Annotated in this window: 25 protein-coding genes; 22 read left to right on the forward strand and 3 right to left on the reverse strand. The window is 49.2% G+C overall.

From position 1 onward, the window contains the following. Positions 1 to 141: 141 nt before the first annotated feature. Positions 142 to 1,332 (reverse strand): GGDEF domain-containing protein, encoded by a 1,191-nt coding sequence (locus C8D98_RS05140; protein ID WP_165871193.1) that lies wholly within the window; start codon positions 1,330 to 1,332, stop codon positions 142 to 144. A gap of 238 nt (positions 1,333 to 1,570) precedes the next feature. Here C8D98_RS05140 and C8D98_RS05145 point away from each other — a divergent pair, with 238 nt between their 5' ends. The 11 genes from C8D98_RS05145 (at position 1,571) to C8D98_RS05195 (ending at position 11,320) form a co-directional block, all read left to right on the forward strand. Next, positions 1,571 to 1,993, forward strand: coding sequence for a F0F1 ATP synthase subunit B (locus C8D98_RS05145; protein ID WP_132872633.1), 423 nt, complete (start codon positions 1,571 to 1,573; stop codon positions 1,991 to 1,993). An 18-nt stretch (positions 1,994 to 2,011) separates the two neighbouring features. Continuing rightward, a complete protein-coding gene (locus C8D98_RS05150; protein ID WP_132872635.1) occupies positions 2,012 to 2,584 on the forward strand; it encodes a F0F1 ATP synthase subunit B in 573 nt (190 codons plus the stop codon). Then, positions 2,581 to 3,117 (forward strand): ATP synthase F1 subunit delta, encoded by a 537-nt coding sequence (gene atpH, locus C8D98_RS05155; RefSeq protein ID WP_132872637.1) that lies wholly within the window; start codon positions 2,581 to 2,583, stop codon positions 3,115 to 3,117. The genes C8D98_RS05150 and atpH overlap by 4 nt, the downstream gene beginning before the upstream one ends. Before the next feature lie 21 nt (positions 3,118 to 3,138). Further along, entirely contained in the window at positions 3,139 to 4,647 is a 1,509-nt protein-coding gene (atpA, locus tag C8D98_RS05160; protein ID WP_132872639.1) for a F0F1 ATP synthase subunit alpha, read from the forward strand. Between the two features lie 11 nt (positions 4,648 to 4,658). Beyond that, on the forward strand, positions 4,659 to 5,522 hold the full coding sequence (gene atpG, locus C8D98_RS05165; RefSeq protein WP_132872641.1) for an ATP synthase F1 subunit gamma: 864 nt from the start codon (positions 4,659 to 4,661) through the stop codon (positions 5,520 to 5,522). Positions 5,523 to 5,555: 33 nt separating this feature from the next. Further along, positions 5,556 to 6,962, forward strand: coding sequence for a F0F1 ATP synthase subunit beta (atpD, locus tag C8D98_RS05170; protein ID WP_132872643.1), 1,407 nt, complete (start codon positions 5,556 to 5,558; stop codon positions 6,960 to 6,962). Next, positions 6,962 to 7,387: a F0F1 ATP synthase subunit epsilon gene (locus C8D98_RS05175; RefSeq protein WP_132872645.1), complete on the forward strand. Its 426-nt coding sequence runs from the start codon at positions 6,962 to 6,964 to the stop codon at positions 7,385 to 7,387. Before atpD ends, C8D98_RS05175 begins: the two co-directional genes overlap by 1 nt. A 417-nt stretch (positions 7,388 to 7,804) precedes the next feature. Further along, complete coding sequence (locus C8D98_RS05180) at positions 7,805 to 8,851, forward strand: glycosyltransferase family 4 protein (protein WP_165871194.1); 1,047 nt, start codon at positions 7,805 to 7,807, stop codon at positions 8,849 to 8,851. After that, entirely contained in the window at positions 8,848 to 9,453 is a 606-nt protein-coding gene (locus tag C8D98_RS05185) for a LysE family translocator (RefSeq protein ID WP_132872649.1), read from the forward strand. The genes C8D98_RS05180 and C8D98_RS05185 overlap by 4 nt, the downstream gene beginning before the upstream one ends. After that, entirely contained in the window at positions 9,450 to 10,160 is a 711-nt protein-coding gene (locus tag C8D98_RS05190) for a tRNA1(Val) (adenine(37)-N6)-methyltransferase (RefSeq protein WP_132872651.1), read from the forward strand. The genes C8D98_RS05185 and C8D98_RS05190 overlap by 4 nt, the downstream gene beginning before the upstream one ends. Next, positions 10,157 to 11,320 (forward strand): class I SAM-dependent RNA methyltransferase, encoded by a 1,164-nt coding sequence (locus tag C8D98_RS05195; RefSeq protein ID WP_165871195.1) that lies wholly within the window; start codon positions 10,157 to 10,159, stop codon positions 11,318 to 11,320. Before C8D98_RS05190 ends, C8D98_RS05195 begins: the two co-directional genes overlap by 4 nt. Here C8D98_RS05195 and C8D98_RS05200 read toward each other — a convergent pair. Further along, positions 11,310 to 12,212: a DMT family transporter gene (locus tag C8D98_RS05200; protein ID WP_132872654.1), complete on the reverse strand. Its 903-nt coding sequence runs from the start codon at positions 12,210 to 12,212 to the stop codon at positions 11,310 to 11,312. The genes C8D98_RS05195 and C8D98_RS05200 overlap by 11 nt on opposite strands. A gap of 266 nt (positions 12,213 to 12,478) precedes the next feature. On the opposite strand from C8D98_RS05200, the gene C8D98_RS05205 reads away from it, so the two are divergent. The 6 genes from C8D98_RS05205 (at position 12,479) to C8D98_RS05230 (ending at position 17,969) form a co-directional block, all read left to right on the forward strand. After that, a complete protein-coding gene (locus C8D98_RS05205; protein ID WP_132872656.1) occupies positions 12,479 to 13,657 on the forward strand; it encodes a branched-chain amino acid ABC transporter substrate-binding protein in 1,179 nt (392 codons plus the stop codon). A gap of 75 nt (positions 13,658 to 13,732) precedes the next feature. After that, complete coding sequence (locus tag C8D98_RS05210; RefSeq protein WP_132872657.1) at positions 13,733 to 14,635, forward strand: branched-chain amino acid ABC transporter permease; 903 nt, start codon at positions 13,733 to 13,735, stop codon at positions 14,633 to 14,635. 2 nt (positions 14,636 to 14,637) lie between these two features. Further along, positions 14,638 to 15,852 carry a high-affinity branched-chain amino acid ABC transporter permease LivM gene (gene livM / locus C8D98_RS05215; RefSeq protein ID WP_132872658.1) on the forward strand — a complete coding sequence of 405 codons (1,215 nt, stop codon included), beginning with the start codon at positions 14,638 to 14,640 and terminating at the stop codon, positions 15,850 to 15,852. 1 nt (position 15,853) lies between these two features. Continuing rightward, positions 15,854 to 16,642 carry an ABC transporter ATP-binding protein gene (locus tag C8D98_RS05220; protein ID WP_132872660.1) on the forward strand — a complete coding sequence of 263 codons (789 nt, stop codon included), beginning with the start codon at positions 15,854 to 15,856 and terminating at the stop codon, positions 16,640 to 16,642. After that, the gene (locus C8D98_RS05225; protein WP_132872662.1) at positions 16,635 to 17,342 is read left to right on the forward strand and encodes an ABC transporter ATP-binding protein; all 708 of its coding nucleotides are present in this window, start codon (positions 16,635 to 16,637) and stop codon (positions 17,340 to 17,342) included. The genes C8D98_RS05220 and C8D98_RS05225 overlap by 8 nt, the downstream gene beginning before the upstream one ends. 168 nt (positions 17,343 to 17,510) lie before the next feature. Next, complete coding sequence (locus C8D98_RS05230; RefSeq protein ID WP_347339202.1) at positions 17,511 to 17,969, forward strand: peptidylprolyl isomerase; 459 nt, start codon at positions 17,511 to 17,513, stop codon at positions 17,967 to 17,969. Positions 17,970 to 18,593: 624 nt separating this feature from the next. Here the strand turns inward: C8D98_RS05230 and lysA are convergent. Next, positions 18,594 to 19,835 carry a diaminopimelate decarboxylase gene (gene lysA, locus C8D98_RS05235; protein ID WP_132872665.1) on the reverse strand — a complete coding sequence of 414 codons (1,242 nt, stop codon included), beginning with the start codon at positions 19,833 to 19,835 and terminating at the stop codon, positions 18,594 to 18,596. A gap of 171 nt (positions 19,836 to 20,006) precedes the next feature. Here lysA and C8D98_RS05240 point away from each other — a divergent pair, with 171 nt between their 5' ends. From C8D98_RS05240 to C8D98_RS05260, 5 genes are read left to right on the forward strand one after another with little or no spacing between them, the layout of a single operon-like run. Next, on the forward strand, positions 20,007 to 20,636 hold the full coding sequence (locus C8D98_RS05240) for a TetR/AcrR family transcriptional regulator (RefSeq protein WP_132872667.1): 630 nt from the start codon (positions 20,007 to 20,009) through the stop codon (positions 20,634 to 20,636). A gap of 1 nt (position 20,637) precedes the next feature. Beyond that, positions 20,638 to 21,663 carry an HlyD family secretion protein gene (locus C8D98_RS05245; RefSeq protein WP_132872669.1) on the forward strand — a complete coding sequence of 342 codons (1,026 nt, stop codon included), beginning with the start codon at positions 20,638 to 20,640 and terminating at the stop codon, positions 21,661 to 21,663. Beyond that, on the forward strand, positions 21,663 to 23,354 hold the full coding sequence (locus tag C8D98_RS05250) for an ATP-binding cassette domain-containing protein (protein WP_132872670.1): 1,692 nt from the start codon (positions 21,663 to 21,665) through the stop codon (positions 23,352 to 23,354). Before C8D98_RS05245 ends, C8D98_RS05250 begins: the two co-directional genes overlap by 1 nt. Beyond that, on the forward strand, positions 23,351 to 24,457 hold the full coding sequence (locus tag C8D98_RS05255; RefSeq protein WP_132872672.1) for an ABC transporter permease: 1,107 nt from the start codon (positions 23,351 to 23,353) through the stop codon (positions 24,455 to 24,457). The genes C8D98_RS05250 and C8D98_RS05255 overlap by 4 nt, the downstream gene beginning before the upstream one ends. After that, entirely contained in the window at positions 24,457 to 25,563 is a 1,107-nt protein-coding gene (locus C8D98_RS05260) for an ABC transporter permease (RefSeq protein ID WP_132872674.1), read from the forward strand. The genes C8D98_RS05255 and C8D98_RS05260 overlap by 1 nt, the downstream gene beginning before the upstream one ends.

Below are 25,563 nucleotides of genomic sequence, written 5' to 3' on the forward strand. Positions count from 1 at the left end.
CGTACGCTTTTGCTCGTCTCACTCATCTTCCTTGTATAGCTTGCATCTAAACACTAACAGAGAAGAACAATTCCCGTCACTGCGAGCGTAGCGAAGCAGTCTTCCAAGTTAGCAAATGAGGGCATTGCCACTTCTATTCGGCTACTGATTTACCACCCTGTTTCTTCCGGACTGTTTTGCGGTGTAAAGTCTGCTGTCGGCGGCCATTATGACTGATTCCGCAGTGTCCTCAGGACGGAACTGTGCCACGCCGAAGCTGGATGTCACGCAGAATGAACCGTCTTTCAGGCTGAAGTTGGTGGCTTCCAGTTTTTTTCGTATCTGATCGGATATCAGGGTTGCGTTTCTGACATCCGCATTGATGAGAATAATCACGAACTCCTCGCCGCCGTAGCGGAAGGCGAAATCCGTCTTGCGGATTGTCTCTTTTATTATCTGCGACATATGTTTCAGCACCTGATCGCCTATCTGGTGACCGTAGGTGTCATTTATGCTTTTGAACTTGTCAATGTCGGCCATTACAACGCTGAACGGAGTGCCCATCCTCTTGAATCTGTCGATCTCCTCCGACAGCTTCATATCCAGATATTTTCTGTTGAAAAGCCCGGTGAGGTGATCCTGAACGGATTCGTTCTTGTATTTTTCCAGATCGTTCTGGAGCTGGCTCACCTGAGATTTATACTGTTCAAGCTCCTGATTAACAGAAGAATATTCCTTTGCGATGGTTCCCAGATGATCCTTTTTGGTAACGGTCTTCTGGTCGAAGGTGTTGACGAATGAGGAGAATGAATCCAGCATCTTTGATTTAAGATATTCTATGGAATCCTCGCTTCTGAGGATGCGGTGCATGTCCTGAGCCTCATTCAGCAGTTTTTTGTCCATTGCGAGGTCTTTTTCCACAAACTCAATGTTGTGACCCAGACTGCTGGTCAGCTCCGCCTGAAGGTTTACGAACTTTGAAAAGACGTCGTCTATGAACGAGCTGAATTTATGCTGTTTCTTCTCCAGTGAGAGAAGGTGATCCGACAATGACTTAAGCAGGGCAGACATTGTCTCGTCATGAGTTTTGTCCGGCGAGAAGACCATCTCCTCAACAGCCTTGAGGTTGTGATCGGGTACAAACCCGCGAAGAGGGTTAACGTATTTTAAAACATCGGATTTATCGCCGCCCGTCATTGCGGTGTGAACCAGTTTTCTGAACTCCTCGCTGTTATTGAGATAATTCGATATGGTGGAAGAGGAGACTTTCGACTTGTCCGCCGCCATTTTTTTAAGAACAGAGGTGACAATTTGTCCCAGCTGATCCGCAACATATGCTGATTTATCCGCCATTGCTCCCACCCTTAAAAGAATTTCACATATTATTTGATAAATTTTGAACTGTTGCAACCATAAAATTGTGTGAATTTTTTTCATGGGGCGGCATGGTTTCTCCGCTTGATTTTTCAAGTATAAAAGGGCAAAGTATGTGTTGACTTATACAGCAAGTTTTGATAAAAATTCTCTGACTTGTACACTGTATACAGAATACCGTTTTATAAATTCAGACCTATCGGAGGGGATTGCGTCCATGCTGTACATCGACTATACTCTTGCCATTCAAATCGTTCAGTTTCTTGTTATAATCTTCATAGCAAAGAAGATGATCCTCGATCCCGTGATGGGCACCGTCAACACCAGAGACTCTAAAATCGAAGGTATGAAGAGTGAGGCTGAGGCTCTTAAAGCAAAAGTTGAACAGTACAAAGCCGACTACACTGAAAAAATGGTTCAGATGAGAGCCGAGCTTGCAGACTATCACAAAAAGATCAAAGACGAAGCGTCCAAAGAGGCATACGCACAGGTTGCCGCTGTTAAAGCCGACATCGATGCGAAAATTCTTGCCGCCCGCACAGAGATCCAGGCCGAATCCGCCAAAGCTAAAACTGAGATGGATGCCATGGTGAAAGAGATCTCCGATCTTATCGCAGACAGAATAATGCTTTCCGCATAATACCTTTAGGGGGATATAGTGAAAAAGGTTCTTACAGCACTATCGATCGGACTTATGTCCTTTGCTGCCCACGCCTCTGCTGAAGGCGGCGAGCACGCACCGGACATGCACGCACTCTGGAAAAACTTCGGTTACAGAGCGGTTGTGTTCGTCCTGCTCGTTGTTATCCTTGTTAAAGTCGCTAAAAAACCTCTTCTTGAATTCCTTGACAAGAGAACCGCTGACATCGAAAAAGCAATCAAAGACGCACAGGATGCGGCTGAGAAGGCTAAGGCGGAGCTTGCCGAGTATGAGATCAAGATGAAAGGTTTCGAAAAAGACCTTGAGACGATGAAAGAAAACTCACTGAAAGCAGCTGAAGCAGAAAAAGCTATGATTCTGGAAGATGCTGCCAAACAGGCGGAAAAACTGAAATCTTTCGCTGAGCACCTCATCGATTCCGAGCTTAAGAGAGCCAAGGTTCAGCTGAAAAAAGATGCCGTCATGGCGGCTATCTCCGCAGCAGAAGCGAAAATCGGCAGAGAACTTGACGCCGACAAGCAGAAAAAACTTCTTGATGAATACGTTAAGAAGATCGAGGTGGCAGGGTGAAAGAGAATATAGTTGCCGCACGCTACGCCGATGCTCTTTTTCAGGAGGCAAAGGCTGAAAACAAACTGGAGCAGGTTATTGCACAGCTTTCAGCTGTCAGTGCCGCTTCTGAACAGTCCGCCGATTTCAAAACACTCATAAAAAGCCCGCTCATAGGCAAAGCCGAAAAACAGGCTGTTGTTGATGTTCTGAAATCCAAAGGAATGATCGATGAATTCCTTTACAAGTTCCTTAAACTTCTTGTGAGCAAAAACAGGCTCAGCCTGCTTGAGCTTATCTCATCTGAAATTAAGGCAATGGACAGAAAAGCAAAAGGAGAGGCCGAAGCGGTCATCACAGTTGCAACTGCAATGGATGAAGCATCAAAAAGCACTCTGAAAGCGGTTCTGGACAAAATTACTGGTAAGAAAATTACTATTACGGAAAATGTTGATCCCTCCATCCTCGGCGGTGTTATCGCTCAGGTGGAGAGCAGTCTTTATGACGCAAGCGTCAGGGGACAGCTGAATAAGATAAAAGAACAGTTGGTATAAATAATTTAAGGAGATTGGCTAATGCAGATCAAAGCCGAAGAGATAAGCCAGATCATTCGTGATCAGATTAAAAACTTCGACCAGAAAGTTGAGATGCAGGAAGTCGGTACCATCATCACAGCCGGTGACGGTATCGCCAAAGTATATGGTCTCGACAATGCAATGGCGGGAGAGCTTATTGAGCTTCCCGGCGGAGTTTACGGCATCGTGTTCAACCTTGAGCAGGACAATGTCGGTTTAGTTATTATGGGAGATTACCAGCACATCGGTGAAGGCGACACGGTTAAAAGAACAGGAAGAATCGCTTCCGTTCCCGTCGGCGAAGCACTCATCGGACGTGTGGTTAACGCACTCGGACAGCCCATCGACGGCAAAGGCGCCATCGATACTAAAGAGTTCGACGTTATCGAAAAAGTTGCCCCCGGTATCATCAAAAGACAGCCCGTACATCAGCCTGTTCAGACAGGTATCAAGGCTATCGACTCAATGATCCCCATCGGCAGAGGACAGAGAGAGCTTATCATCGGCGACCGTCAGACAGGTAAAACTGCAATCGCCCTTGACACTATCATAAACCAGAAAGGTCAGGACATGATCTGCGTTTATGTGGCTGTAGGTCAGAAAAGATCAACAGTTGCAAGAGTTGTGGATACTCTGGAGAAACACGGAGCAATGGATTACACTATCGTTGTTTCCGCATCCGCTTCAGACCCCGCATCAATGCAGTACATCGCACCCCTTGCAGGTACTACAATGGGTGAATACTTCAGAGACAGAGGCAAGCACGCCCTTGTTATCTATGATGACCTTTCAAAACAGGCGACAGCTTACAGACAGATGTCACTGCTTCTGAGACGCCCTCCCGGCCGCGAAGCATATCCCGGCGACGTTTTCTATCTTCACTCACGTCTGCTTGAAAGAGCGGCGAAACTGTCCGATGCAGAAGGCGCAGGCTCACTGACAGCTCTTCCCATCATCGAAACACAGGCGAGTGACGTTTCCGCATACATCCCTACAAACGTTATCTCCATTACCGATGGTCAGATATTCCTTGAGACAGACCTTTTCTACTCAGGTATCCGTCCTGCGGTTAACGTTGGTATCTCAGTTTCAAGGGTTGGCGGTTCAGCGCAGATCAAAGCTATGAAACAGGTAGCAGGCCGTCTGAGACTTGACCTTGCCCAGTTCCGTGAACTTGCGGCTTTCGCCCAGTTCGGTTCTGACCTTGATGCGGCTACTCAGGCACAGCTTAACCGTGGTGCTAAACTTGTTGAAATCCTGAAACAGGGACAGTACAAACCTTGTAATGTCGCTGAGCAGATCGTAATTATATTTGCAGGTGTCAACGGACTCCTTGACGACGTGGCCACCGCTTCTCTTGCTAAGTTTGAGGCAGAGTACATCTCTTACCTGAAAAGCAGCAAAGCGGACATCCTTGAAGAAATCGTCACTAAGAAGACAATCTCCGACGAACTGTCAGCTAAAATGAAAGCTGCTGTTGCGGAGTTTAAAAAAATCTTCACAGCATAAGGAGCTGTTAAATGCCTGGTGTAATGGATATTAAACGGAAAATAAAATCCGTTAAAAACACGCAGAAGATCACAAAAGCGATGAAAATGGTTTCTGCCGCCCGTATGAGAAAAGCGGAAGAATCCATGACCAACGCCAGAGCTTATGCGAACAAAATCTATGAACTTGTCGGCAGCATGGCCGACAGAGTGGAGGCCGACAGCCACCCTTTTCTCACAGCGAGAAAAGAGGTTAAGAACATCTGCCTCGCCATTATAACCAGCGACAAGGGTCTTTGCGGTGCGTTCAACTCAAACGTGGTAAAAAAGACGCTTGCGTTTGCAAGGGAAAACCAGGGAGCGAACATCAAACTTGTCTGCATAGGAAAGAAAGGTTTTGATTTCCTCGGCAAAAAACATTTTGAAGTTCTTTCAAAATACGTTTCCTTCGGCGGCAAGATAACTTACGACGAAGCAAACGAAATAGGCGACAGACTCGTTGAGTTCTATATGAACGAGGATGCGGACGAAGTCCACATCATCCACAACGAGTTCAAGTCGACCGCTTTTCAGGTTGCAAAAGTGACCAAGGTTCTCCCCCTCTCTCTGGAGAAGAAAGAAGCCGCTGCGGATGAAACGGATTATATCTATGAACCGCAGGCCGAAGCTCTTCTGAAAGAGATTATGCCCAGATACATCAACTTCACCGTATTCTTCTCAATTCTTGAGTCGATTGCCGGTGAACACGGCTCCAGAATGGTTGCTATGGACAACGCCGCAAGAAACGCTGGCGAAGTCATCAGCAAGCTGACGCTGACCTTCAACAAGGCACGTCAGGGCGCAATCACCAAGGAGATTCTGGACATTGTGAACGGTGCTGAAGCACTCAACGGATAGTAGAAAATTTTACAATAAACTGGAGATCAGGAAATGGCTGAAAACAAAGGCAAAATTGTTCAGGTTATCGGCCCTGTAATCGACGTTAAGTTCGAAACAGGCCATCTTCCCGAAATCTACAATGCCCTCGAAGTTAAAGGTGACGGCCGCACAATCATTTGTGAGGTTGAGCAGCACCTTGGAGAAAACATCGTGCGTTCCGTTGCGATGACTTCCACAGACGGCCTTGTTAGAGGAGCGGAAGCTATCGATACGGGCAAGCCTATATCTGCCCCCGTTGGCGATAAGGTTCTTGGACGTATCATAAACGTAACAGGCGATCCCGTTGATGAGATGGGACCTGTTGAATACAAAGACCGCTGGCCCATCCACAGACCCGCTCCCCTGCTCGAAGATCAGGACACGGGTTATGAGATACTTGAAACAGGTATCAAGGTTATCGACCTTCTTGAGCCCTATACCAAGGGTGGAAAAACAGGTCTGTTCGGCGGTGCGGGCGTTGGTAAAACAGTTCTTATTATGGAACTTATCAACAACATTGCGAAAGAACACGGCGGTTACTCCGTTTTCGCAGGTGTTGGTGAGCGTACCAGAGAGGGTAACGACCTTTACCTTGAAATGAAGGAATCGGGCGTTATTGATAAAGTTGCACTGGTGTATGGCCAGATGAACGAGCCCCCCGGCGCACGTATGAGGGTTGCACTTACAGGTCTGACAGTTGCGGAATATTTCCGTGATGTTGAAGGTCAGGACGTGCTTCTGTTCGTAGACAACATCTTCCGTTTCTCTCAGGCAGGTTCCGAAGTTTCGGCTCTGCTCGGACGTATGCCCTCTGCGGTTGGTTACCAGCCTACACTGGGTACGGAGATGGGTGAGCTTCAGGAAAGGATTACATCTACTTCTAAAGGTTCTATTACTTCCGTACAGGCAGTATACGTTCCTGCGGATGACCTTACTGACCCCGCTCCCGCTACAACGTTTGCGCACCTTGATGCGACTACGGTTCTTTCACGTCAGATCGCAGAACTTGGTATCTACCCTGCGGTTGACCCGCTGGATTCAACATCCCGTATCCTTGACCCCAACATCGTTGGTCAGGAACACTATGATGTTGCCCGTGGTGTTCAGGCAGTACTTCAGAGATATAAAGAGCTTCAGGACATCATCGCCATCCTTGGTATGGAAGAACTTTCCGAAGCTGACAAACAGACTGTTGCAAGAGCGAGAAAGATTCAGAGATTCCTTTCTCAGCCCTTCCACGTTGCAGAGCAGTTCACAGGCACACCCGGTAAGTATGTGCCCCTGAAAGACACTGTTAAAGCGTTCAAAGCTCTGCTTGACGGCGAAGTTGACCACCTGCCCGAGCAGGCGTTCTACATGGTCGGCGGACTGGATGAAGTTTATGCAGCAGCCGAAAAGCTTAAAGCAGGTAGCAAATAATGGCAGAGACTGTCAGGCTTGAACTTGTTACTCCGGTGAGACAAATTCTCTCCGAGGATGTAGACGAAGTGATAGCACCCGGCGTAGAGGGCGACCTTGGTGTTCTGCCCGACCACGCACCTCTCCTTACCGCTTTGAGAGTAGGAGAGCTTGCCTACAGAATTAAAGGCAAACTCGAATACGTTGCGATAGTCGGCGGCGGATTCCTTGAAGTGAACAACAACAGGGTAATCGTTCTTGCCGATGATGCCGAGCTTGGTCACGAAATCGACCTTGAGCAGGCTGTTCAGCGAAAACTTAAAGCAGAAGCGGCTCTTGAGCGTGAGCGTAAAGCTGACGAGAAAACATTCAAGACTGTGGAGATAGAGCTTATGAAAGAGCTCATCAGAGTGCAGATCGCTGAGAAGTACAAAGGAGCCAAGTAAGACTTCTTTAACAATCATATAGAAAAGGCAGGCTTTCGGGTCTGCCTTTTTTTGTTGTATTAGCATTTATATGCTTCGCATTACGGCGTCAGCTTTTTAATATCTCGGGTCATGTACTTCTGTGTACACTCCCCTTCGAAATTAAAAACCTTCCTTGTACTGCTTGCATCTAAATGCTAAGTTTAGGACACATCCTTTATATTACGTCATTCTGAACATAGTGAAGAATCTCATTTTTCAGACTCTTCGTTTCACTCAGAGTGACTGCAAGATAGTGTCACAGCTTAGGCTTTAGCTAACTACAGTCGCATAATGATTGATAATCTGTGTGAATGATTTAAAATAAACGGTTAGGCTGGTCATATTTGATGAGATTGCCATAGCATTTCAGGCTTCGCAATGACGGTGAAAAACTCTATGAACATCTGTTTTATCAACTTCAACAAACGCTGGGGCGGCGTTAAGACCTGGACAATAGACTACGGAACTCAGCTTGTCAGAAGAGGGCATAAGGTCACTGCGATAGTCCGTCCGGACACCCCGTTCGTTCAGAAATGCATAGACGCAGGGTTTGAGACCATCACCATGCGCCCCGGTATGAAGTATAATCCGGTGACAATAGCGAAGATATATTCAGTGCTCAAAAGCAGAAACATCGATGCCGCAGTGGTGAACATTTCAAAGGATGTCAACATCGGCGCCGTTGCATGCAGACTGGCGGGTGTGCCGGTTTATCACCGTGTGGGACTTCCTCAGGACTATAAAAACACTGCTGAGGAAAGATTTCTTCATGGGTTAATAAAAGGAATAATAGTTCCCAGTCAGGGACTTAAAGATGATATATCGAAACTGCCCTGGATGCGTAAAGGGATAATCAGCGTGCTGTACAACAGCAAGGACAGAGAGAAATTTGCTGAAAAACAGCACGGAGAGCAGGAGACTGTGACCATAGGCGTTACCAGTCAGCTCTCTGTTACAAAGGGGCATATTTACCTTATCGATGCGGCCAAAATGCTCCGTGATGCCGGAATGAAATTCCGCTTAAAGATAGCCGGAACGGGCGGCGGAGAGGCCGATATTAAAAAATATGCAGAAGAGAAGGGTGTGGATGCGGAGTTCTGCGGATTTCAGACCGACGTGCCCGCTTTTCTCCAAACCCTTGATATTTTCGCATTGCCCAGTCTTGAGGAGAACTTTCCCAACACTCTGCTGGAGGCCATGTTCACAGGGCTTCCGTGTGTTGCGTTCAATGCCGGAGCTGTCCGTGAGATGACGGGGGATTCCTGCATCATCCTTGAGAAGAAGGACACCCAGAGACTCTACGCCGCACTGAAAACCTTCATACTCAGCGCAGAACAGCGCAGGATATACGGACAGGCGGCAAGGAGAAGATGTCTGGATATGTTTGACATCGAGAAAAATACGTCTAAACTTGAAAAAATTCTCAGCGGAGAGGTGATATGACCGTTCAGTCCTCAATAGCGTTTGTGCTTGCAATGTCCCTGTTTGTGGCCAGTCCCGGTCCGGGTGCGCTCGGTCTGGTGGCCGAAACTATGAAATACGGGCTGAAAAGTGCCGGATTCTACATTTTTGGAATGATTCTGGGTGATATGGTCTATCTCACATTCGCAGTTTTTGGTCTCGCCGCCGTGGCATCGGTAATGGGCGAGGCGTTCATGTACATCCGCATAGCGGGCGGCATATATCTGCTGTATCTTGGGATAAAGCTCATTCTGGCAAAGGAATCCAAGCCTGAAAAGACGGTACCCAGCAAGAAGGGCAGATTTCTCGGCGGATTCTTTATAACCATCACTAACCCCAAGGTAATTATATTTTACTGCGGTTTCCTGCCGAACTTCATGGATCTGACAAGGCTTACCCTGACCGATGCCATGGTCACGGCAGTTCTGGTGGCGTTTGTAATCAGTGCAGTGATGGGCTCATATGCGGTAGTTGCCCACAGAACCGGAAAGTTTCTGACGGGCAGAGGCGGGTTGAACCTTAACCGTGCGGCGGGAGCGGCTCTCATCGGCACGGGTTCATTTCTGATTTTCAAAAGACCATGACCAACGACAGCATAATAAAGCCTGAAATACTCATCTGTCAGCCGGCCGACGGTTTCCGCTTCGGTGTGGATTCGGTCTATCTGGCTTGGTTCGCACAGGTTTCGGGTAAGAAGCGTATTATAGATATCGGCTCCGGCAGCGGGGTTATCTCGGCACTTCTGGCCGGCCTGAAAAGGGTGGGGCAGATAGATGCGGCGGAGATGCAGGCTCCGATGTTCAGCTGTCTTGAGAGGACTGTTGAGCAGTGCGGACTGGGACATATCATAAAGCCGCTGAACGTGGATATCCGCAATTACAGACCGGATTTCCAGTATGATGCGGCGGTGTGCAACCCTCCCTACAGAGACCCTTCCAGCGGCAAGGTTCCGCAGGATGAAACGGAACTGAATGCCCGTTTCACAACAACCATGAATGCGGACCACCTTTTTTCTTTCTGCCGCAGCTTTTTAAAGTTCGGCGCAAGCCTTTTCCTCAGCTACGATGCGGACATGATGCCCGCGCTGTTCGATGCGGGCTTCAGATACGGTTTCGAGGCAAAAAGGCTGATGGCTGTGTGTCCGGACATCAATATCAAGCCCAAAGTAGTGCTCATGGAGTTCCGCAAAGGGGGCAAGCGTGAACTCTCTTTCGAACCGCCGCTTTTTCAGAAGATAAACGGCGAACCCTCCCCGCTCCACACAAAAATATTTAAAGGTGAATGGGAATGACATACGAAACATACATAAAAGACACGGCATACGGCGGCTACGGAGTGGGCACAATGCCCGACGGCCGTGTGGTGTTCATCCCCCATACGGTGGAGGGCGATACGGTCAGCTATGAAGTGGTTGATGACAAAAAGAATTTTACATACGGAAGCCTTAAGGAGATTCTTACCGCCTCCGATAAGCGGGGCGAAAAATACTGCCCCCATTTGGGAGTCTGCGGCGGCTGTACATTCGGCCATATAGCTGCGGAGCACCAGACCGCCATAAAGAAGAACTTTGTACTGCATCAGCTGAAAAAAGCGGGAATATCACATCCGGAACCTGCCGTTCTGTCGGCAGACTTAAAAGAGTTCAGAAATCGTGCCACTTTCCGCATCCGGGACGGAAAGATAGGCTTTTTTAAGTTCAAATCCAACGATTTTCTGCCTGTGGACAACTGTCCTGTGATAAAACACGGCATAGTCCATAAATCGAAAGCACTGGCCTATGGTCTTAAAGGAAATTATGAGCTTTATGTTACGGAGAATGAGAACGGTCAGGCTTTGGGCAGAGTTGACGGAAATGTTGATAATATCAGAGATTTTGCAGGGCTTGAGACTGAAAACGGCATAAAAGGACTCAGAAATATCCTGTTTGATACCAAATACGGTGCATTCCATGCGGGATTCGGTACGTTTTTGCAGGGAAACAGATATCTTTCAGGTCATCTTCAGGATTTTGTATATGATAATACAAAAGGTGAGAACGCTCTGGAGCTTTACTGCGGAGCTGGATTTCTGACTCTGGCACTTGCCAGGACCTGCAAAAAGGTCACTGCCTCTGAGATTTCCAGAGATTCCATCGCTCTTGCAAAAAGAATGGGGCTTGAGAACGTCAACTGGATAGCATCTGCCAGCGAAGGGCTTCTTTTCAGGCTTAAAGAGCGTTATGACACTATCCTTGTCGATCCGCCCAGAACAGGGCTTGATAAGAAAGTGACTGACTTCATAAAGAACAGCGGTGCAAAGACCGTGGTCTATATCTCATGCAGTCCCGACACACTTGCCAGAGACCTGAAAAGGCTTTCGGAGAAATACAGTGTCGCAAAACTGGATATAGTGGATATGTTCCCCGGCTCATACCATGTGGAGAGCTGCTGTCTGCTTAAGCTCAATGCCTGAGTGCCAGAAGGCTGTTCAGTGTCATTCCGGCGATTATGAGGACGATGCCCGCCGCACCTGCGTGGTTCGGCAGTGCGTCCCCCAGAAAGATTATTCCGGCTATGAGGGCGAACACGACCTCTAGTGACTGCGCCGACTCCACAAGAGCAAGCTGTTTAATGTCCGTTTTTGCCAGATCGGTGGCTTTGAAATAGAGAAAGGTCGCAACCACCCCTGAAAAGAGGGCAACCAGAAAGCTCTGGAAAACCTGATTTGCAGAGGGTGCGTCCAGCTTAAAAGCGCCGTATGCGGCCATAAGGATCCACAGCGGCATTGTGCAAAGCGTCATGCCGTATATACGCTCGATGGTTGAGATGTCGCTTCCGCATGCCGCCATCATCTTTCTGTTGCCCAGCGGGTACGCTATGGCAGCTATGAGGATGGGAATCAGCGTCAGCAGTGAATTTTCCGGGTCAAAACCGGAAACTCCCTGAAACTGGAGCAGAAAAACACCCGCAAGTATAATGAAGGATGCGGCAAGATTCCGCATGGATATTTTTGAGCCGAATAGCGGAGCCATCAGCACGCCCATGACTATCGTAACCTGCCATAGCGCGGCCAGAAGCCATGCTTCGCCATGGTCGCCTGCGAAAACCAGAAGGGTGTAAAACAGTCCGAAGCCGGTCATGCTCCATGTAAACCATTGAAATGTATTGTTCATTATTTCGCTGTGTATGTTGCTGAACCCGTATTGCCGTCCCACAATCACTGCCAGCATGGGCAGAGTGAAGAAATAGCGCAGAGATGCGCTCCATATCCAGTGGCCGCCGGAAAGGTGCATGCTTCTGTTCAGAATGAAGGTGAAAGCGAAGAAGAAAACTCCGGCAGTGCCGTAAAAAAGTGCTTTATTCATATTGAAAATCTTCTTTTTTAAGTAATATGTCGGGCAAAACTATACAAAATCTATAGCAGATTTAGGGATAGAATCAATTATTACATTTACAGATATTAAAAAGCGGCTGATGCTGTGAAGTTTCGCTGAATATTGTTTAATGAAACTGTATTATTATGTCTAGGATTATCAATAAGTTAATCCTATTATTATATAGCTCTTGACTGTAAAATTAACTTTCTTTATCATCTTGATTTACGCTTGAAGAGATACCATAGGAGGAAAATATGAAGAAACTGCTTCTGTTTGCCGTTCTTTCGGCAATGTTCGTGTTCGCAGGATGCAGCCAGAAACCCAAGGAAGAGGCTAAACCTGCCGAATCAGCTCCCGCTGAAGCTGCCGCACCCGCAGCCGCTACAGGCGACGTTATCAAAATAGGTGTTGCAGGCGCACATTCCGGCGACCTTGCATCCTACGGTCTTCCCTCTGTTAAAGCAGCCGAATTCGTTGTTAAAGCTGTTAACGAAAAAGGCGGCCTGCTTGGCAAAAAAGTTGAACTTGTTGTTGTTGACGACGTTTGCAAGCCTGAAGTAGCTGTCAGCTCTGCGAACAAACTTGTTTCCGAGCATGTTGTTGCCGTTCTCGGCCACATTTGCTCCGGCGCAACAAAAGCGGCTCTGGGCACATATCTTGCGGCTAAAATCCCCGTTATGTCTCCCTCTGCAACAAGCCCCGAACTTACTAAGTCCGGCGAATATCCTAACTTCTTCAGAACAATCGCTCCCGACGATTCTCAGGCAAGACTTGAGATCGACTACATCACTAACGTTCTGAAACTTAAGAAAATTGCAATCATCCATGACAAAGGCGACTATGGTAAAGGTCTTGCTGAATTTGCGAAAGGTTTCGCTGAAGCTGACAAGAAGCTTGAAATCGTTCTTTATGAAGGTATCACTCCCGGTGCGGTTGACTACTCTGCAATAGTTCAGAAGATCAAACAGTCCGGCGCAGAAGCTGTTCTTTACGGCGGATACCACCCCGAAGCTGCTAAGATCGTTACTCTTCTTGCTAAGAAAAAACTGAACGTTAAGTTTGTTTCTGACGACGGCGTTAAAGATGACACATTCATCAAAGTTGCCGGCGCATTTGCAGAAGGCGTTTATGCGACAGGTCCCAAAGACGTGTCTAAAAACCCCCTCGCAATCGAAGCTAACAAGAAGCATAAAGATGCATTCGGCGAAGATCCCGGTGCATTCTACCTTAACGCTTACACTGCTATGCTTGCCATCACAAACGCAATCGAAAAAGCAGGCTCAACTGACTTTGATAAACTCACTAACGCTCTGAGAACCAACGATGTTGAAACACCCATCGGTAAAATCAAGTTCGACGAGAAAGGTGACGCCATCGGTGCGGAATTCTCTGTTTACCAGGTTCAGAACGGCGCATACGTCGAAGTACAGTAACACTTCAAATAATTGCGGGGAACGCTTGTTCCCCGCTTTTTTATTCCTGCTTGATTACACCATAAAGAGGTTATCATGGATTATTTCCTTGAACTGTTCCTCGGCGGACTGACGAGGGGCAGCATATACGCTCTTATTGCACTCGGATACACTATGGTTTACGGCATAGTGCAGCTTATCAACTTCGCCCACGGCGAAATCTACATGATAGGTGCGTTCACAGCCCTCATAGTGTCCAGCGTTCTTACAATAATGGGGCTCAACTCCGTTGCGATATTAGTGATTGCCACAGCGGCGGCCATAGTTTATTCCTCCGCATACGGTTTTACCGTTGAAAAAATAGCTTATAAACCGCTTAGAAAAGCTCCGAGGCTTTCGCCTCTGATCAGTGCGATCGGTATGTCCATTTTTCTCCAGAACTATGTGCTGCTTGCACAGACATCCGATTTCCTTCCCTTCCCGAGATTAATACCCGAGTTCGCCTTTATGGAACCGGTTTCACATATTTTCAGTTCCGCTGAGCTGGTCATAGTGGCAACCACCTTCGTGGTCATGATCCTTCTGACCGTGTTCATCAAATTTACGAACATAGGCAAGGCCATGAGAGCAACGGCACAGGACAAGACAATGGCTCTGCTCATCGGTATCGACGTTGACAGGGTCATCTCGGTAACGTTCATCATCGGTTCTTCTCTGGCGGCTCTGGGCGGCGTTCTCATCGCAAACCACATCGGCCAGATCAACTTCTACATAGGCTTCATTGCAGGCATAAAGGCCTTCACTGCGGCTGTTCTGGGCGGCATCGGCTCTATCCCCGGTGCGGTGCTCGGTGCGCTTATTCTCGGCTGGACAGAGAGCTTTGCAACAGGATACGTCTCCAGTGACTATGAAGACGTTTTCGCATTCGCTCTTCTGGTGCTTATTCTTATCTTCCGTCCTTCCGGTCTTCTCGGAAAGGCTGAAACCAAGAAGGTGTAAGCATGGGACAGGAAATAATTAAATCACTCAAAGCGGCCGTATGGTTTATGTTCCTTACGTTTCCCATTATGGTCATTAAGGTCAACACTGTTTACAAAACGATAGAATGGCGATGGATGAACATGGTCTTCATAGGCGTGGGCGTCTTCGTCGGTTCGTATGTCTGGCGTTATATGCTGGAAAGAAAAGAGAAACAGGCGGCCAAGAAGGATTTTGTCCCGATAGGCACCCGTGTTCAGGCGTATCTGGAGGCGAACCCTCTGGCAAAAAGAGGACTGCAGGTACTGCTGCTTATAGGCATGCTGCTGTTCCCCGTTTTCATGAACGCTTATCAGGTGAACATCCTGACTGTGGCTCTGATGTATATCGTTCTGGGTCTCGGTCTTAACATTGTTGTGGGGCTTGCAGGTCTGCTCGACCTCGGCTATGTGGCCTTCTATGCTGTCGGTGCGTATACCTATGCACTGCTCAACACCACCTTCGGACTGTCCTTCTGGATGGTTCTGCCAATAGGCGGTGCTCTGGCGGCTGTTTTCGGTATCCTGCTCGGTTTCCCCGTGCTTCGTCTGCGCGGCGACTATCTGGCAATCGTTACCCTCGGCTTCGGAGAGATAATCCGTCTGGTGCTTGAAAACTGGAACGACTTCTCCCACGGCCCCAGCGGTATCGCAGGCATAGACAAACCCGATTTCTTCGGGCTTGAGATGAGCCTTAACCACATGACAGATTCTATCTATTATATGATGGTGGTGTTCACCATCATCACCATATTTTTTGTCGGCAGACTTCAGAACTCCCGCATCGGCCGTGCATGGCTGGCACTGCGTGAGGACGAGATAGCCTGTCAGGCCATGGGTGTGGGACGTACCAGAACAAAGCTTATGGCTTTCGCACTGGGAGCGACATGGGCGGGTCTCATGGGCGTTGTTTTCGCCGCAAAGACCTCCTTCATAAACCCTGCGTCGTTCACATTCCTCGAATCGGCCATTATCCTTTCAATTGTCGTTCTGGGCGGCATGGGCTCAATCCCCGGTGTTATTCTGGGTGCGCTCATCATGATCCTGCTGCCTGAATACATGAGAACCTTCTCCGAATACCGTATGATAGTTTTCGGCGGCGCAATGGTTGTTATGATGGTATTCCGCCCTCAGGGACTTGTGAGCAATTTCCGCAGGAAATACTCGTTCCACGGTGCGGACGAAAGGCTGGGCGGGTAATATGGAAAATATTCTTGAAGTAAAAGGACTCACCATGGACTTCGGCGGCTTGCGGGCTGTGGATTCTGTGGATTTATATGTTAAAGAGAAAGAGATCGTGGCTCTCATCGGCCCCAACGGAGCAGGAAAAACCACATTCTTCAACTGCGTAACAGGTATCTATACCCCCACAGGCGGCGATATCCTCGTCCGCTCTAACAAGGGAGATGCCGTGCGCATAAACGGCTTCAAGCCCAACAGGGTCACAGAAAGAGGTCTGGGAAGAACCTTCCAGAACATCCGCCTGTTCCCCAACATGACCGTGCTTGAAAACGTTATGATCGGTAAGCACTGCCGTCTTTCGGCAAAAATATTCGGCGCACTGTTCCGTGACAAAAAGACACGGGCGGAGGAGCTGAAAGCCGCTCAGGAGTGCTACACAATTCTTGAGAAGCTCGGACTTGAAAAAACATGTGACGAGCTGGCGAGCAACCTGCCTTACGGCGACCAGAGAAAACTGGAGATAGCAAGGGCACTGGCAACAGAACCCAAAATGCTCCTGCTGGACGAACCTGCCGCAGGTATGAACCCGCAGGAAACAGTCGAACTTACACATCTTATCCGCAGGATAAGAGATACGGAGCAGATAGCCATTCTGCTTATTGAACATGATATGAAACTTGTTATGAACCTGTCCGAGCGCATCTATGTTATGGATCACGGACAGAGGATCGCCACCGGAACTCCTGTTGAGATCCGCAACAATCCCGAGGTCATCAAGGCATATCTGGGGGAGGATATTGATGCTTGAGATCAGCAACATCAATGCATTTTACGGTAACATTCAGGCTCTGCACGATGTTTCGATAAAGATCAAGCCGGGCGAAATCATAACCCTTATCGGTGCAAACGGAGCAGGGAAAACAACTACGCTCATGTCCATCAGCGGCATTGTTCAGCCGAAAACCGGCGAGATACGCTTCAACGGAGAAGTTATCAGCGGGAAAAAGCCTGACAAGATCGTCCAGATGGGTCTGGCGCACGTTCCCGAGGGAAGACACATCTTCCCCTATCTCACAGTAATGGAGAACCTTGACCTCGGCGCATATCTGCGCAAGGACAAGGACAACGTTAAAAAAGACCTTGAGCACGTTTTCGACCTCTTCCCGAGGCTGCGTGAAAGAAAGAATCAGCAGGGCGGAACCCTTTCCGGCGGCGAACAGCAGATGCTTGCCATCTCCCGTGCGCTTATGGCCAGACCAAAAATGCTGCTTCTGGATGAACCTTCTCTGGGTCTTGCCCCTCTTATAGTTAAGCAGATCTTCGATATCATCAAACGTATCAATCAGGAGGACGGCACAACCATCTTCCTCGTTGAGCAAAACGCAAACCTTGCCCTTAAGGTGGCTCACAGAGGATATGTTATGGAAAACGGACATATCATCCTTGAGGACGAGGCGCACAAACTGCTGGTGAACGAAGACGTTAAAAAGGCATATCTGGGGATATAAATGAAAAAACTGTTCATCATTTTCTTAGGAGTAATGTTTATCATGGCAGGAAAAGCAAAGGCTGACACACCCGTCAAAGCAAAAGAGGCGAAACCCAAAACCGCCACAGAGGCAAAGGCAGAAAAGCCGAAAGCACCCGCAAAACCCAAAGCGGCAAAGGCTCCTCAGGTGGTTTTCGAGACCACACAGGGCAAAATAGTTTTCAAACTCTTCCCCAAGGAAGCTCCGAAAACTGTTGAGAACTTCGTCGGTCTGGTTAATAAAGGCTACTACAACGGTGTGATTTTCCACCGTATCATCAAAGATTTCATGATTCAGGGCGGCGACCCCACAGGCACAGGCCGTGGCGGAGAGTCGATCTGGGGCACCAGATTTCAGGATGAATTCAGCCAGCTCATCTTCAACAAAAAAGGCCTTCTGGCTATGGCGAACGCAGGCCCCAACACAAACGGCAGCCAGTTCTTCATAACAACAGTGCCCACTCCCTGGCTGGACAACCGCCACACAATCTTCGGCGAAGTTGTTGAGGGATATGATGTTGTTCAGAAACTGGAGAACGTCAGAACCGGATACGGCGACAGACCCGTTGAAGAGCAGAAGATCATCAAGGCTACTGTTCTGAAGTAACGTCCCGTAGGGCGGGTTTGTCCCGCCATTACATATATAAGGCTTAGGCGGTTTTGTCCGTCTGAGCCTTTTTTATTGGCGGCTGTATGCGTCGCATTACTGCGTCAGTTTTCAATTTCTCGGGTCATGTACATCAGTGTACACTCCCCTTCGAAATCGAAAGCCTTCCTTGTCCTGCTCGCATCTACCCACCAAGTTTAAGACGGCTCTTCTCCCGTCTCTGCGAGAAGCACAGCGACGAAGCAGTCTACCACATTAAGCGGAGCTGAATCATTTGGCTGTCCGGATGTGGAAGTTCACTTCACCCCTGCGGGGTTCGTGAAGACGAGTGTGCGTCTCTGCGAGGAACAGCGTGACGAAGCAGTCTTCCACATTAAGCGGAGATAAATCATTTAGCTGTCTGGATGTGGAAGTTCACTTCACCCCTGCGGGGTTCGTGAAGACGACTGTTGGTCTCTGCGAGGAACTGAGCGACGAAGCAGTCTGCCAAACTCGAAAAACGATAATGTAAATCCACCCTAACCCTCCTTTATTAAAGGAGGGAAAAAAGCCTCCCTTTGATAAAGGGAGGTTTGGAGGGATTTACATTAAAAAAGCCCGCTCAGTTGAGCGGGCTTTGTGTACTTAGAACTTCAGTGTTGCGAACAGGTCGTCGTGGGTTTCGGCTCTGCGGATAAGTTCCACATTGCCGTCCTCTTTCAGCAGCAGTTCCGCCGAGCGGAGCTTGCCATTGTAGTTGAAGCCCATTGCGTGGCCGTGTGCGCCTGTGTCGTGGATAACCACTATGTCGCCCTTGTCGATCTTGGGAAGTTTTCTGTCCACGGCGAACTTGTCGCAGTTTTCGCACAGAGAGCCGACAACGTCATAAACGTGGTCTTTCTCTGCGTTCTCCTTGCCCATGACGGTGACATGGTGATATGCGCCGTACATGCCGGGGCGCATCAGGTTTGCCATGCATGCGTCAACGCCGATATATTCCTTATAGATGTGCTTTTCGTGGACGGCAGTTGTCACAAGGTAGCCGTAAGGTCCTGTGATAACCCTTCCGCACTCAAGGTAGATATAGGGTTTAAGGCCTTTGGATGCCAGTATCTTTTCGTACTGAACCCTTACTTTTTCGCCCAGCTCCTCAAGATTAACTTCGTGCTGTTCGGGTTTGTAGGGAATGCCGATTCCGCCGCCGAGGTTGATGAACTCAAGGTCGATTCCTATCTGCTCGGCTATTTCAGCCGCCATTTCGAACAGAATGACCGCTGTTTCGACAAAGTAGTCAACGTTCAGTTCGTTTGAAGCAACCATGGTGTGCATGCCGAAGCGTTTGCATCCCTTCTCTTTCATAACCCTGTAGGCCTCGAACATCTGCTCACGGGTAAGGCCGTATTTAGCCTCCTGAGGCGTGCCGATGATCTCATTGCCGCCTTTAAGGGGGCCGGGGTTATAGCGGAAGCAGATTACCTCTGGCAGTGTTCCGCATGATTCTTCGAGGTACTGAATGTGAGTGAAGTCGTCAAGGTTGATGATGGCGTTCTGAGAGAATGCCTTCTGGTATTCATATGCGGGTGTTTCGTTTGAAGTGAACATTATCTGTTCGCCTGTGATGTCCGCCATTTCACAAAGCAAAAGTTCCGCCATTGAGCTGCAGTCGGCTCCGAACCCCTCTTTTTTCAGCACTTTCATGATGCTGGGGTTAGGCAGTGCCTTAACTGCGAAATATTCCTGAAACTTAGGTGCCCATGCGAACGCCTTTTTCAGTCTTCTTGCATTTTCAAGGATGGCCTTTTCATCATAAATGTGGAAAGGCGTAGGAAATTTTTCGATAATTTTCTCGATCTGGTCTTTGGTGAACGGTACTTTTTTTTCTGACATAATCACTTTCCAAGGTAAAATTTTTACACCCTAACATACAAAGTATGCAAATTCAACGGTTATTGAGAAAGTGAGCATAAGTTAAAAGTTACATTAAAGATACAAAACTATAGAAAACTGAATACATATGATGTAGATTATGTTTAATACAATTGTTTAAAGGTGACTCAGGTGAAAAAGAACGCAAAGCAGAAAATTCTTGAAGCGGCAATGGATGTCTTCGGGGAGCAGGGTTTTCGTGCGGCCACTGTGCGGGAGATCTGCAAAAAGGCCGGAGTTAACATCGCACTGGTGAACTACCACTTCAAAAGCAAAAAACTTCTATATATGGAACTGTTTAACGCCATATCGGCGGATATTGACACCAAATATCCCATGAGCAGATATGTTAATCCCGAAATGAAGAAGGAGGATAAGCTGAAAGGGCTTATCCAGATGTTCGTACACAGGTTTTTCGGTCCCGACGGGCTTGGCAGTTCAAAACCCAGACTGAGGCTTGTTAACAGGGAGATGCTGGAACCCACTGAGGTCATGGAGCTTATCATCCTTCAGAAGATGGCGGATATCAAGGCTGTCGGAACGGGAATATTCCGTGAATATCTGGGTGAAGATCTTCCGGAAGAACGCATAAACCTGTTTATCATCAGTGTTCTGGCGCAGTGCGCCTATCCAATGTTCGCCTCTGAGATTCTGAAAGGGGCCGGGCTTATCAGATCAGGTGAGCCGGAGTTCTGTAAATATCTGGTGGATCATGTATATCACTTTACCGTAAGCGCACTGGAGCAGATGCGGGGAAAATAGTATGAAAAAAATAATCGCAGCGGCAGTATTGGCGGTTCTGATTGCGGCAGGAGTCTTTTATCTCAGCGGAAAGAGAGGGAACGGAAACGAAAACGTTGAGTTCTCCGGCACTGTTGAGGTGACTGATGTCGTTCTGTCGTTTAAAACATCCGGACGTTTAGTGGAGGTCGGCTATAAGGAGGGTGACACCGTACCTGCGGGTGCTGTTGCAGCCCGACTGGACGATGCCGATCAGAAACTGGCGGTTAAGACAGCCGAGGCGAACGTTGCCGTAAGCGAGGCGGCGCTTCAGGAACTGCTGGCGGGAAGCCGCAGACAGGAGATTCAGAACGCAGAGGCCGCAGTGGACATGGCCAATGCCGCCCTGATGCGCTCAAAGGACGATATGGAACAGGCGAGAGCCGACAGGGCGAGGTTCGAATATCTTTATCAGAACAGCGGCCTGAGCAAATATGACTTCGAACAGATAGACACAAAGTACAACAAATCCGTGAGCACCGTAAAAGAGGCCGAAGGTGCGGTGAAATCCGCAAAGGAGAAGCTGAGCCTTGCCCTTGAGGGGACACGGAGCGAGACCATAAAGAAAGCTTACGCCGCACTGGAGCTTGCCAAAAGCCAGCTTATGACGGCGAAGCAGAACCTTGAATATACTGCACTCACAAGCCCTATAACGGGCAGAGTGCTCACCCGTGCGGCGGAGCCGGGAGAGTTTGTCCAGACAGGAAGCGCAATCATGAACGTTGCCGATCTGAACGATTCGTGGGTACGGGGTTACATAGGCGAGAAGGTTCTGGGCAGGGTACATCTTGGCGATGTGGTCGAGATACGCAGTGACTCCTATCCTGACAAGGTTTTCAAAGGCAGGGTGAGCTTCATAGCTGATGAAGCGGAGTTCACTCCGAAATCCGTCCAGACTCCGGAGGAGCGGGTGAACTTCATGTACAGAATAAAAGTTGTTCTGGACAACGAGGGGCAGATGCTTAAGACCGGAATGCCTGTGGACGGAACCATTGTCCTGAGCAGGTAATGGACAGGGCTGATCATGCTGTCGTTGCCGACAGTGTATGCAAACGCTACGGCGCATCCGTTGCGGCGGACAATGTTTCGCTGAAGGTGAGCCGTGGGCAGATATACGGCCTGATAGGTCCCGACGGAGCCGGCAAGACCACCATGCTCCGTGTGATTGCGGGAATACTTAAGCCCGACAGCGGCGAGGCGTTTGTCTGCGGACACTCCTGCGAAACTGAACTTTCGGCTGTCAAAAACTCAATAGCCTACATGAGTCAGAAATTCGGTCTTTATCCCGACATGACCGTTCTGGAAAATATAAAATTCTATGCCGACCTATACGGCGTCGGGAAGAAAGGGATGCGCAGCCGCATCGACGAGCTTCTCGATTTCAGCTATATGAAACCATTCAAACACAGGCAGGCGGGTAAACTCTCCGGCGGCATGAAACAGAAGCTGCAGCTTATCTGCGCCCTTGTCCACAAGCCGGAGGTGCTGCTTCTGGACGAACCTACAAACGGTGTCGATCCTGTTAGCCGTAGAGACTTCTGGCGGATACTTTACGGTCTGTCGGCGGAGGGCATGACGATACTCATGAGCACTGCGTATCTGGACGAGGCGGAACGGTGCGGAGTGGTGGGGCTGATGCAGGGCGGGCGGATAATCGCCGAGGGAACTCCTGCGGATGTGGTTAAACAGAGCGGGCTGAAAGTGCTGAGTGTCAGAAGCGGCGGGGACAAAGGGCTTGTGAAACGGCTTAAATCGGCACTGGGCGGCGGACGTGTGCATGCCTACGGCGACAGGATAAGGGTTCTGTCAACGGACACAGAGGCTGACGGCGTGCGCCTGAAAGAGCTTGCCGGAACTGACTCTGAGCATGAAAAACCCATGCTTGAGGATATCTTTATGAGCATCGGCGAGGGTTCCGATGCGGATGAACATATCCTTTCGCTCATTGCGGACGGGGCGGGCGGCAACAGCGGCACAGCCCTTGATGTCAGCGGCCTGACCAAGCGTTTCGGCGATTTTACGGCAGTGAACAACATCAGCCTGACCGTGCCCTACGGCGAGATATTCGGCTTTCTTGGGCCGAACGGAGCGGGCAAGAGCACCACGATAAAGATACTCTGCGGGCTATTGCCTGCAACAGAGGGGCAGGGCATGGTGGGCGGAATCGACATCGTCCATAAGCCGGAGCTGATAAAGTCAAAAATAGGCTACATGAGCCAGAAGTTTTCATTATACGAAGATCTTAAGGTTTACGAGAATATAGATTTCTACGGCGGCGTATACGGCCTGACAGGCAGGGAACTGGCGGAAAGGCGTGACTGGTCGCTGAAACTGGCGGGGCTTGAGGACAGAAAAGATATGATGACCTCCGAGCTTGTGGGCGGATGGCGGCAGAGGCTGGCTCTTGCATGCGCCATTCTGCATAGACCCTCCATAGTTTTTCTGGACGAACCCACCAGCGGGGCAGACCCTGCCAGCAGAAGGCTTTTCTGGGCTATCATAAACGAGCTTGCCCACAGCGGAGTGACGGTTTTCGTCAGCACCCATTACATGGAGGAGGCGGAATACTGCGACAGACTTGCGCTGATATTCCGTGGAGACATGATAGCCATGGGCACTCCGGCGGAGCTGAAAAGATCGCTAGACAAGGATAAGATGGAGGACGTTTTCATCACTCTGATAGAGAGGGCGGACAAATGATGAACCCCAGACGGCTCAAGGCCGTTGCAGTTAAAGAGTTCATACACATCATCCGTGACTGGCGCAGTCTGTTTCTGGCTGTTGCTATCCCCGTCATGCTTATCCTGCTGTTCGGCTATGCCCTTAACACCGACCTTAAAAATATCCCCACCGCCGTTGCGGACTATTCCGATACCCCCCAGAGCAGGGAGCTGATAAGCCTGTTCGACGGTTCGGACTATTTCCATGTGACCGCCCGTGCGGACGGATTCGACGACATTCAGAAGCTCATGAGGGAGCAGAAGGCTCTGGTGGGCATCATTATAAAGAAGGATTTCGCAAAAAAACTGCTGAGGCACGAGGCCACAGAGGTTCAGGTGCTTGTGGACGGCAGTGATGCCAACACTGGACGCATGGCTCTGAACTACGTTCAGGCGCTTTCGGTGATATATAACACCAAGATAACCGCCAAGGCCGCATACATGGGGGTTCAGCCCCGTGCATGGTACAATCAGGGCATGGTGAGCACCTATATGATTGTGCCCGGGATTCTGGCAATTGTAATGTCGGTCATCGCCGCCATGCTCGCCAGTGTCACCGTTGCGAGGGAATGGGAGACGGGCACTATGGAACAGCTCATAAGCACTCCCGTAACACAGCTTGAGCTGACATTCGGGAAATTCATCCCGCTTTACTGCATAGGTCTGGCGGATATTATAATAGCGGTGGGGCTTGGGCGGCTTGTGTTCGACGTTCCCATGCGGGGTAACCCCGCTCTGCTGTTTTTCGTGGCGACGCTGTTCCTGACGGGTGTTCTGTTCTTCGGGCTGGTGCTCAGCATCAACCTGAAAAAACAGGTTCTGGCCAACCAGATAGCTCTTATCACCGGCTTTCTGCCGACGATGATACTCAGCGGGTTCGTGTTCACCATATCGAATATGCCCCTGCCAATTCAGGCACTGACATACATCTTCCCCGCCCGCTATTTCGTTTCGATGCTGAAAAGCATCTACCTGAAGGGAGTGGGACTTGAGATAATTTACGCAAATTTTCTGTTTCTTTGTGCGTACACACTGATAATGATTGTTATTGCGAATAAACGGCTGAAACTGAGGTTGAACTGATGGTTACGAAACTGCGGGCAATGCTCGTTAAGGAACTGAAACAGATGCTCCGTGACCCGAAGATGCGGGTGGTGGTGTTCGTTATGCCGCTGCTTCAGCTTCTGGTGTTCTCCTTCGCCCTTACTATGGACGTTAAGAACATTGACATCGCAGTTCTGGACTATGACAAATCATCCGAAAGCCGTGCGGTTGCGGACAGTTTCGAGGCCAGCGGCTATTTTTTCATAGAATACAGACCGGAAAGCATTTCCGATATAAAGCGTCTGATGGACAGAGGGGATGTGCGGGGAGCGGTTGTATTCCCCGAAGGATTTGAAAAGGACGTTCTGTCGGGCAGGGGTGCTTCGGTTCAGGTTATCGCCGACGGAACCATGAGCAACGATGCGGGGATAATCATAAACTATGCATCAGGTGTCGTAAGCACCTATGCGGCGGGCAGGAATATTGGCGTTCGTGACGGGGCGGGGGTTGTGTTTCAACACAGAAACCTCTTCAACCCGAACCTGCTCAGCAGGTTTTACTATGTGCCGGGGCTTATCAGCCTTATGATAATGGTCACCAGCATGATACTGACCAGTATTGCGATAGTTCGGGAGAAGGAGATAGGAACCATCGAACAGGTGATGGTGACACCAATCAGCCGGACGGAGTTCATAATCGGAAAGACCCTGCCGTTCATGATCACGGGGCTTTTCACAACCACCATGATGTTCGTTCTGGCACGGATCATCTTCGGGATAAGCATCCGTGGGAATCCGTTTCTGCTGTTTATTATCGTCCTTTTAAGCATAGTGACCTATCTGGGGCTTGCGCTTCTGGTGAGTGCGGCTTCCAGAACCCAGCAGCAGGCGCTTCTGACATCTTTTTTCCTGATGATGCCCAGTGCCCTTTTAAGCGGCTATATGTTTCCTGTGGCAAACATGCCGGAGGCCGTGCAGTATTTCACGGCTCTTGTGCCCATGCGGTGGAGTCTGGAGGGTATCATAGGCGTGGTGGTGAAGGGAGCGACAGCGGCGGAGCTTTCGAAACAGCTTCTCTGGCTGTCAGGGCATGCGCTTTTCTTCTTTGTTTTCGCATCGCTCAAATTTAAAAAAACTCTGGAATAG

This window comes from Seleniivibrio woodruffii, assembly GCF_004339245.1.
Taxonomy (GTDB): Bacteria; Chrysiogenota; Deferribacteres; order Deferribacterales; family Geovibrionaceae; genus Seleniivibrio; species Seleniivibrio woodruffii.

Bases quoted from the DNA above. Each gene is read 5' to 3' on its own strand.
- C8D98_RS05140 (WP_165871193.1), bottom strand. From the start codon at position 1,332: ATGGCGGATAAATCAGCATATGTTGCGGATCAGCTGGGACAAATTGTC.
- C8D98_RS05145 (WP_132872633.1), top strand. From the start codon at position 1,571: ATGCTGTACATCGACTATACTCTTGCCATTCAAATCGTTCAGTTTCTT.
- atpA (WP_132872639.1), top strand. From the start codon at position 3,139: ATGCAGATCAAAGCCGAAGAGATAAGCCAGATCATTCGTGATCAGATT.
- atpG (WP_132872641.1), top strand. From the start codon at position 4,659: ATGCCTGGTGTAATGGATATTAAACGGAAAATAAAATCCGTTAAAAAC.
- atpD (WP_132872643.1), top strand. From the start codon at position 5,556: ATGGCTGAAAACAAAGGCAAAATTGTTCAGGTTATCGGCCCTGTAATC.
- C8D98_RS05175 (WP_132872645.1), top strand. From the start codon at position 6,962: ATGGCAGAGACTGTCAGGCTTGAACTTGTTACTCCGGTGAGACAAATT.
- C8D98_RS05180 (WP_165871194.1), top strand. From the start codon at position 7,805: ATGAACATCTGTTTTATCAACTTCAACAAACGCTGGGGCGGCGTTAAG.
- C8D98_RS05185 (WP_132872649.1), top strand. From the start codon at position 8,848: ATGACCGTTCAGTCCTCAATAGCGTTTGTGCTTGCAATGTCCCTGTTT.
- C8D98_RS05190 (WP_132872651.1), top strand. From the start codon at position 9,450: ATGACCAACGACAGCATAATAAAGCCTGAAATACTCATCTGTCAGCCG.
- C8D98_RS05195 (WP_165871195.1), top strand. From the start codon at position 10,157: ATGACATACGAAACATACATAAAAGACACGGCATACGGCGGCTACGGA.
- C8D98_RS05200 (WP_132872654.1), bottom strand. From the start codon at position 12,212: ATGAATAAAGCACTTTTTTACGGCACTGCCGGAGTTTTCTTCTTCGCT.
- C8D98_RS05205 (WP_132872656.1), top strand. From the start codon at position 12,479: ATGAAGAAACTGCTTCTGTTTGCCGTTCTTTCGGCAATGTTCGTGTTC.
- C8D98_RS05210 (WP_132872657.1), top strand. From the start codon at position 13,733: ATGGATTATTTCCTTGAACTGTTCCTCGGCGGACTGACGAGGGGCAGC.
- livM (WP_132872658.1), top strand. From the start codon at position 14,638: ATGGGACAGGAAATAATTAAATCACTCAAAGCGGCCGTATGGTTTATG.
- C8D98_RS05220 (WP_132872660.1), top strand. From the start codon at position 15,854: ATGGAAAATATTCTTGAAGTAAAAGGACTCACCATGGACTTCGGCGGC.
- C8D98_RS05225 (WP_132872662.1), top strand. From the start codon at position 16,635: ATGCTTGAGATCAGCAACATCAATGCATTTTACGGTAACATTCAGGCT.
- lysA (WP_132872665.1), bottom strand. From the start codon at position 19,835: ATGTCAGAAAAAAAAGTACCGTTCACCAAAGACCAGATCGAGAAAATT.
- C8D98_RS05245 (WP_132872669.1), top strand. From the start codon at position 20,638: ATGAAAAAAATAATCGCAGCGGCAGTATTGGCGGTTCTGATTGCGGCA.
- C8D98_RS05250 (WP_132872670.1), top strand. From the start codon at position 21,663: ATGGACAGGGCTGATCATGCTGTCGTTGCCGACAGTGTATGCAAACGC.
- C8D98_RS05255 (WP_132872672.1), top strand. From the start codon at position 23,351: ATGATGAACCCCAGACGGCTCAAGGCCGTTGCAGTTAAAGAGTTCATA.
- C8D98_RS05260 (WP_132872674.1), top strand. From the start codon at position 24,457: ATGGTTACGAAACTGCGGGCAATGCTCGTTAAGGAACTGAAACAGATG.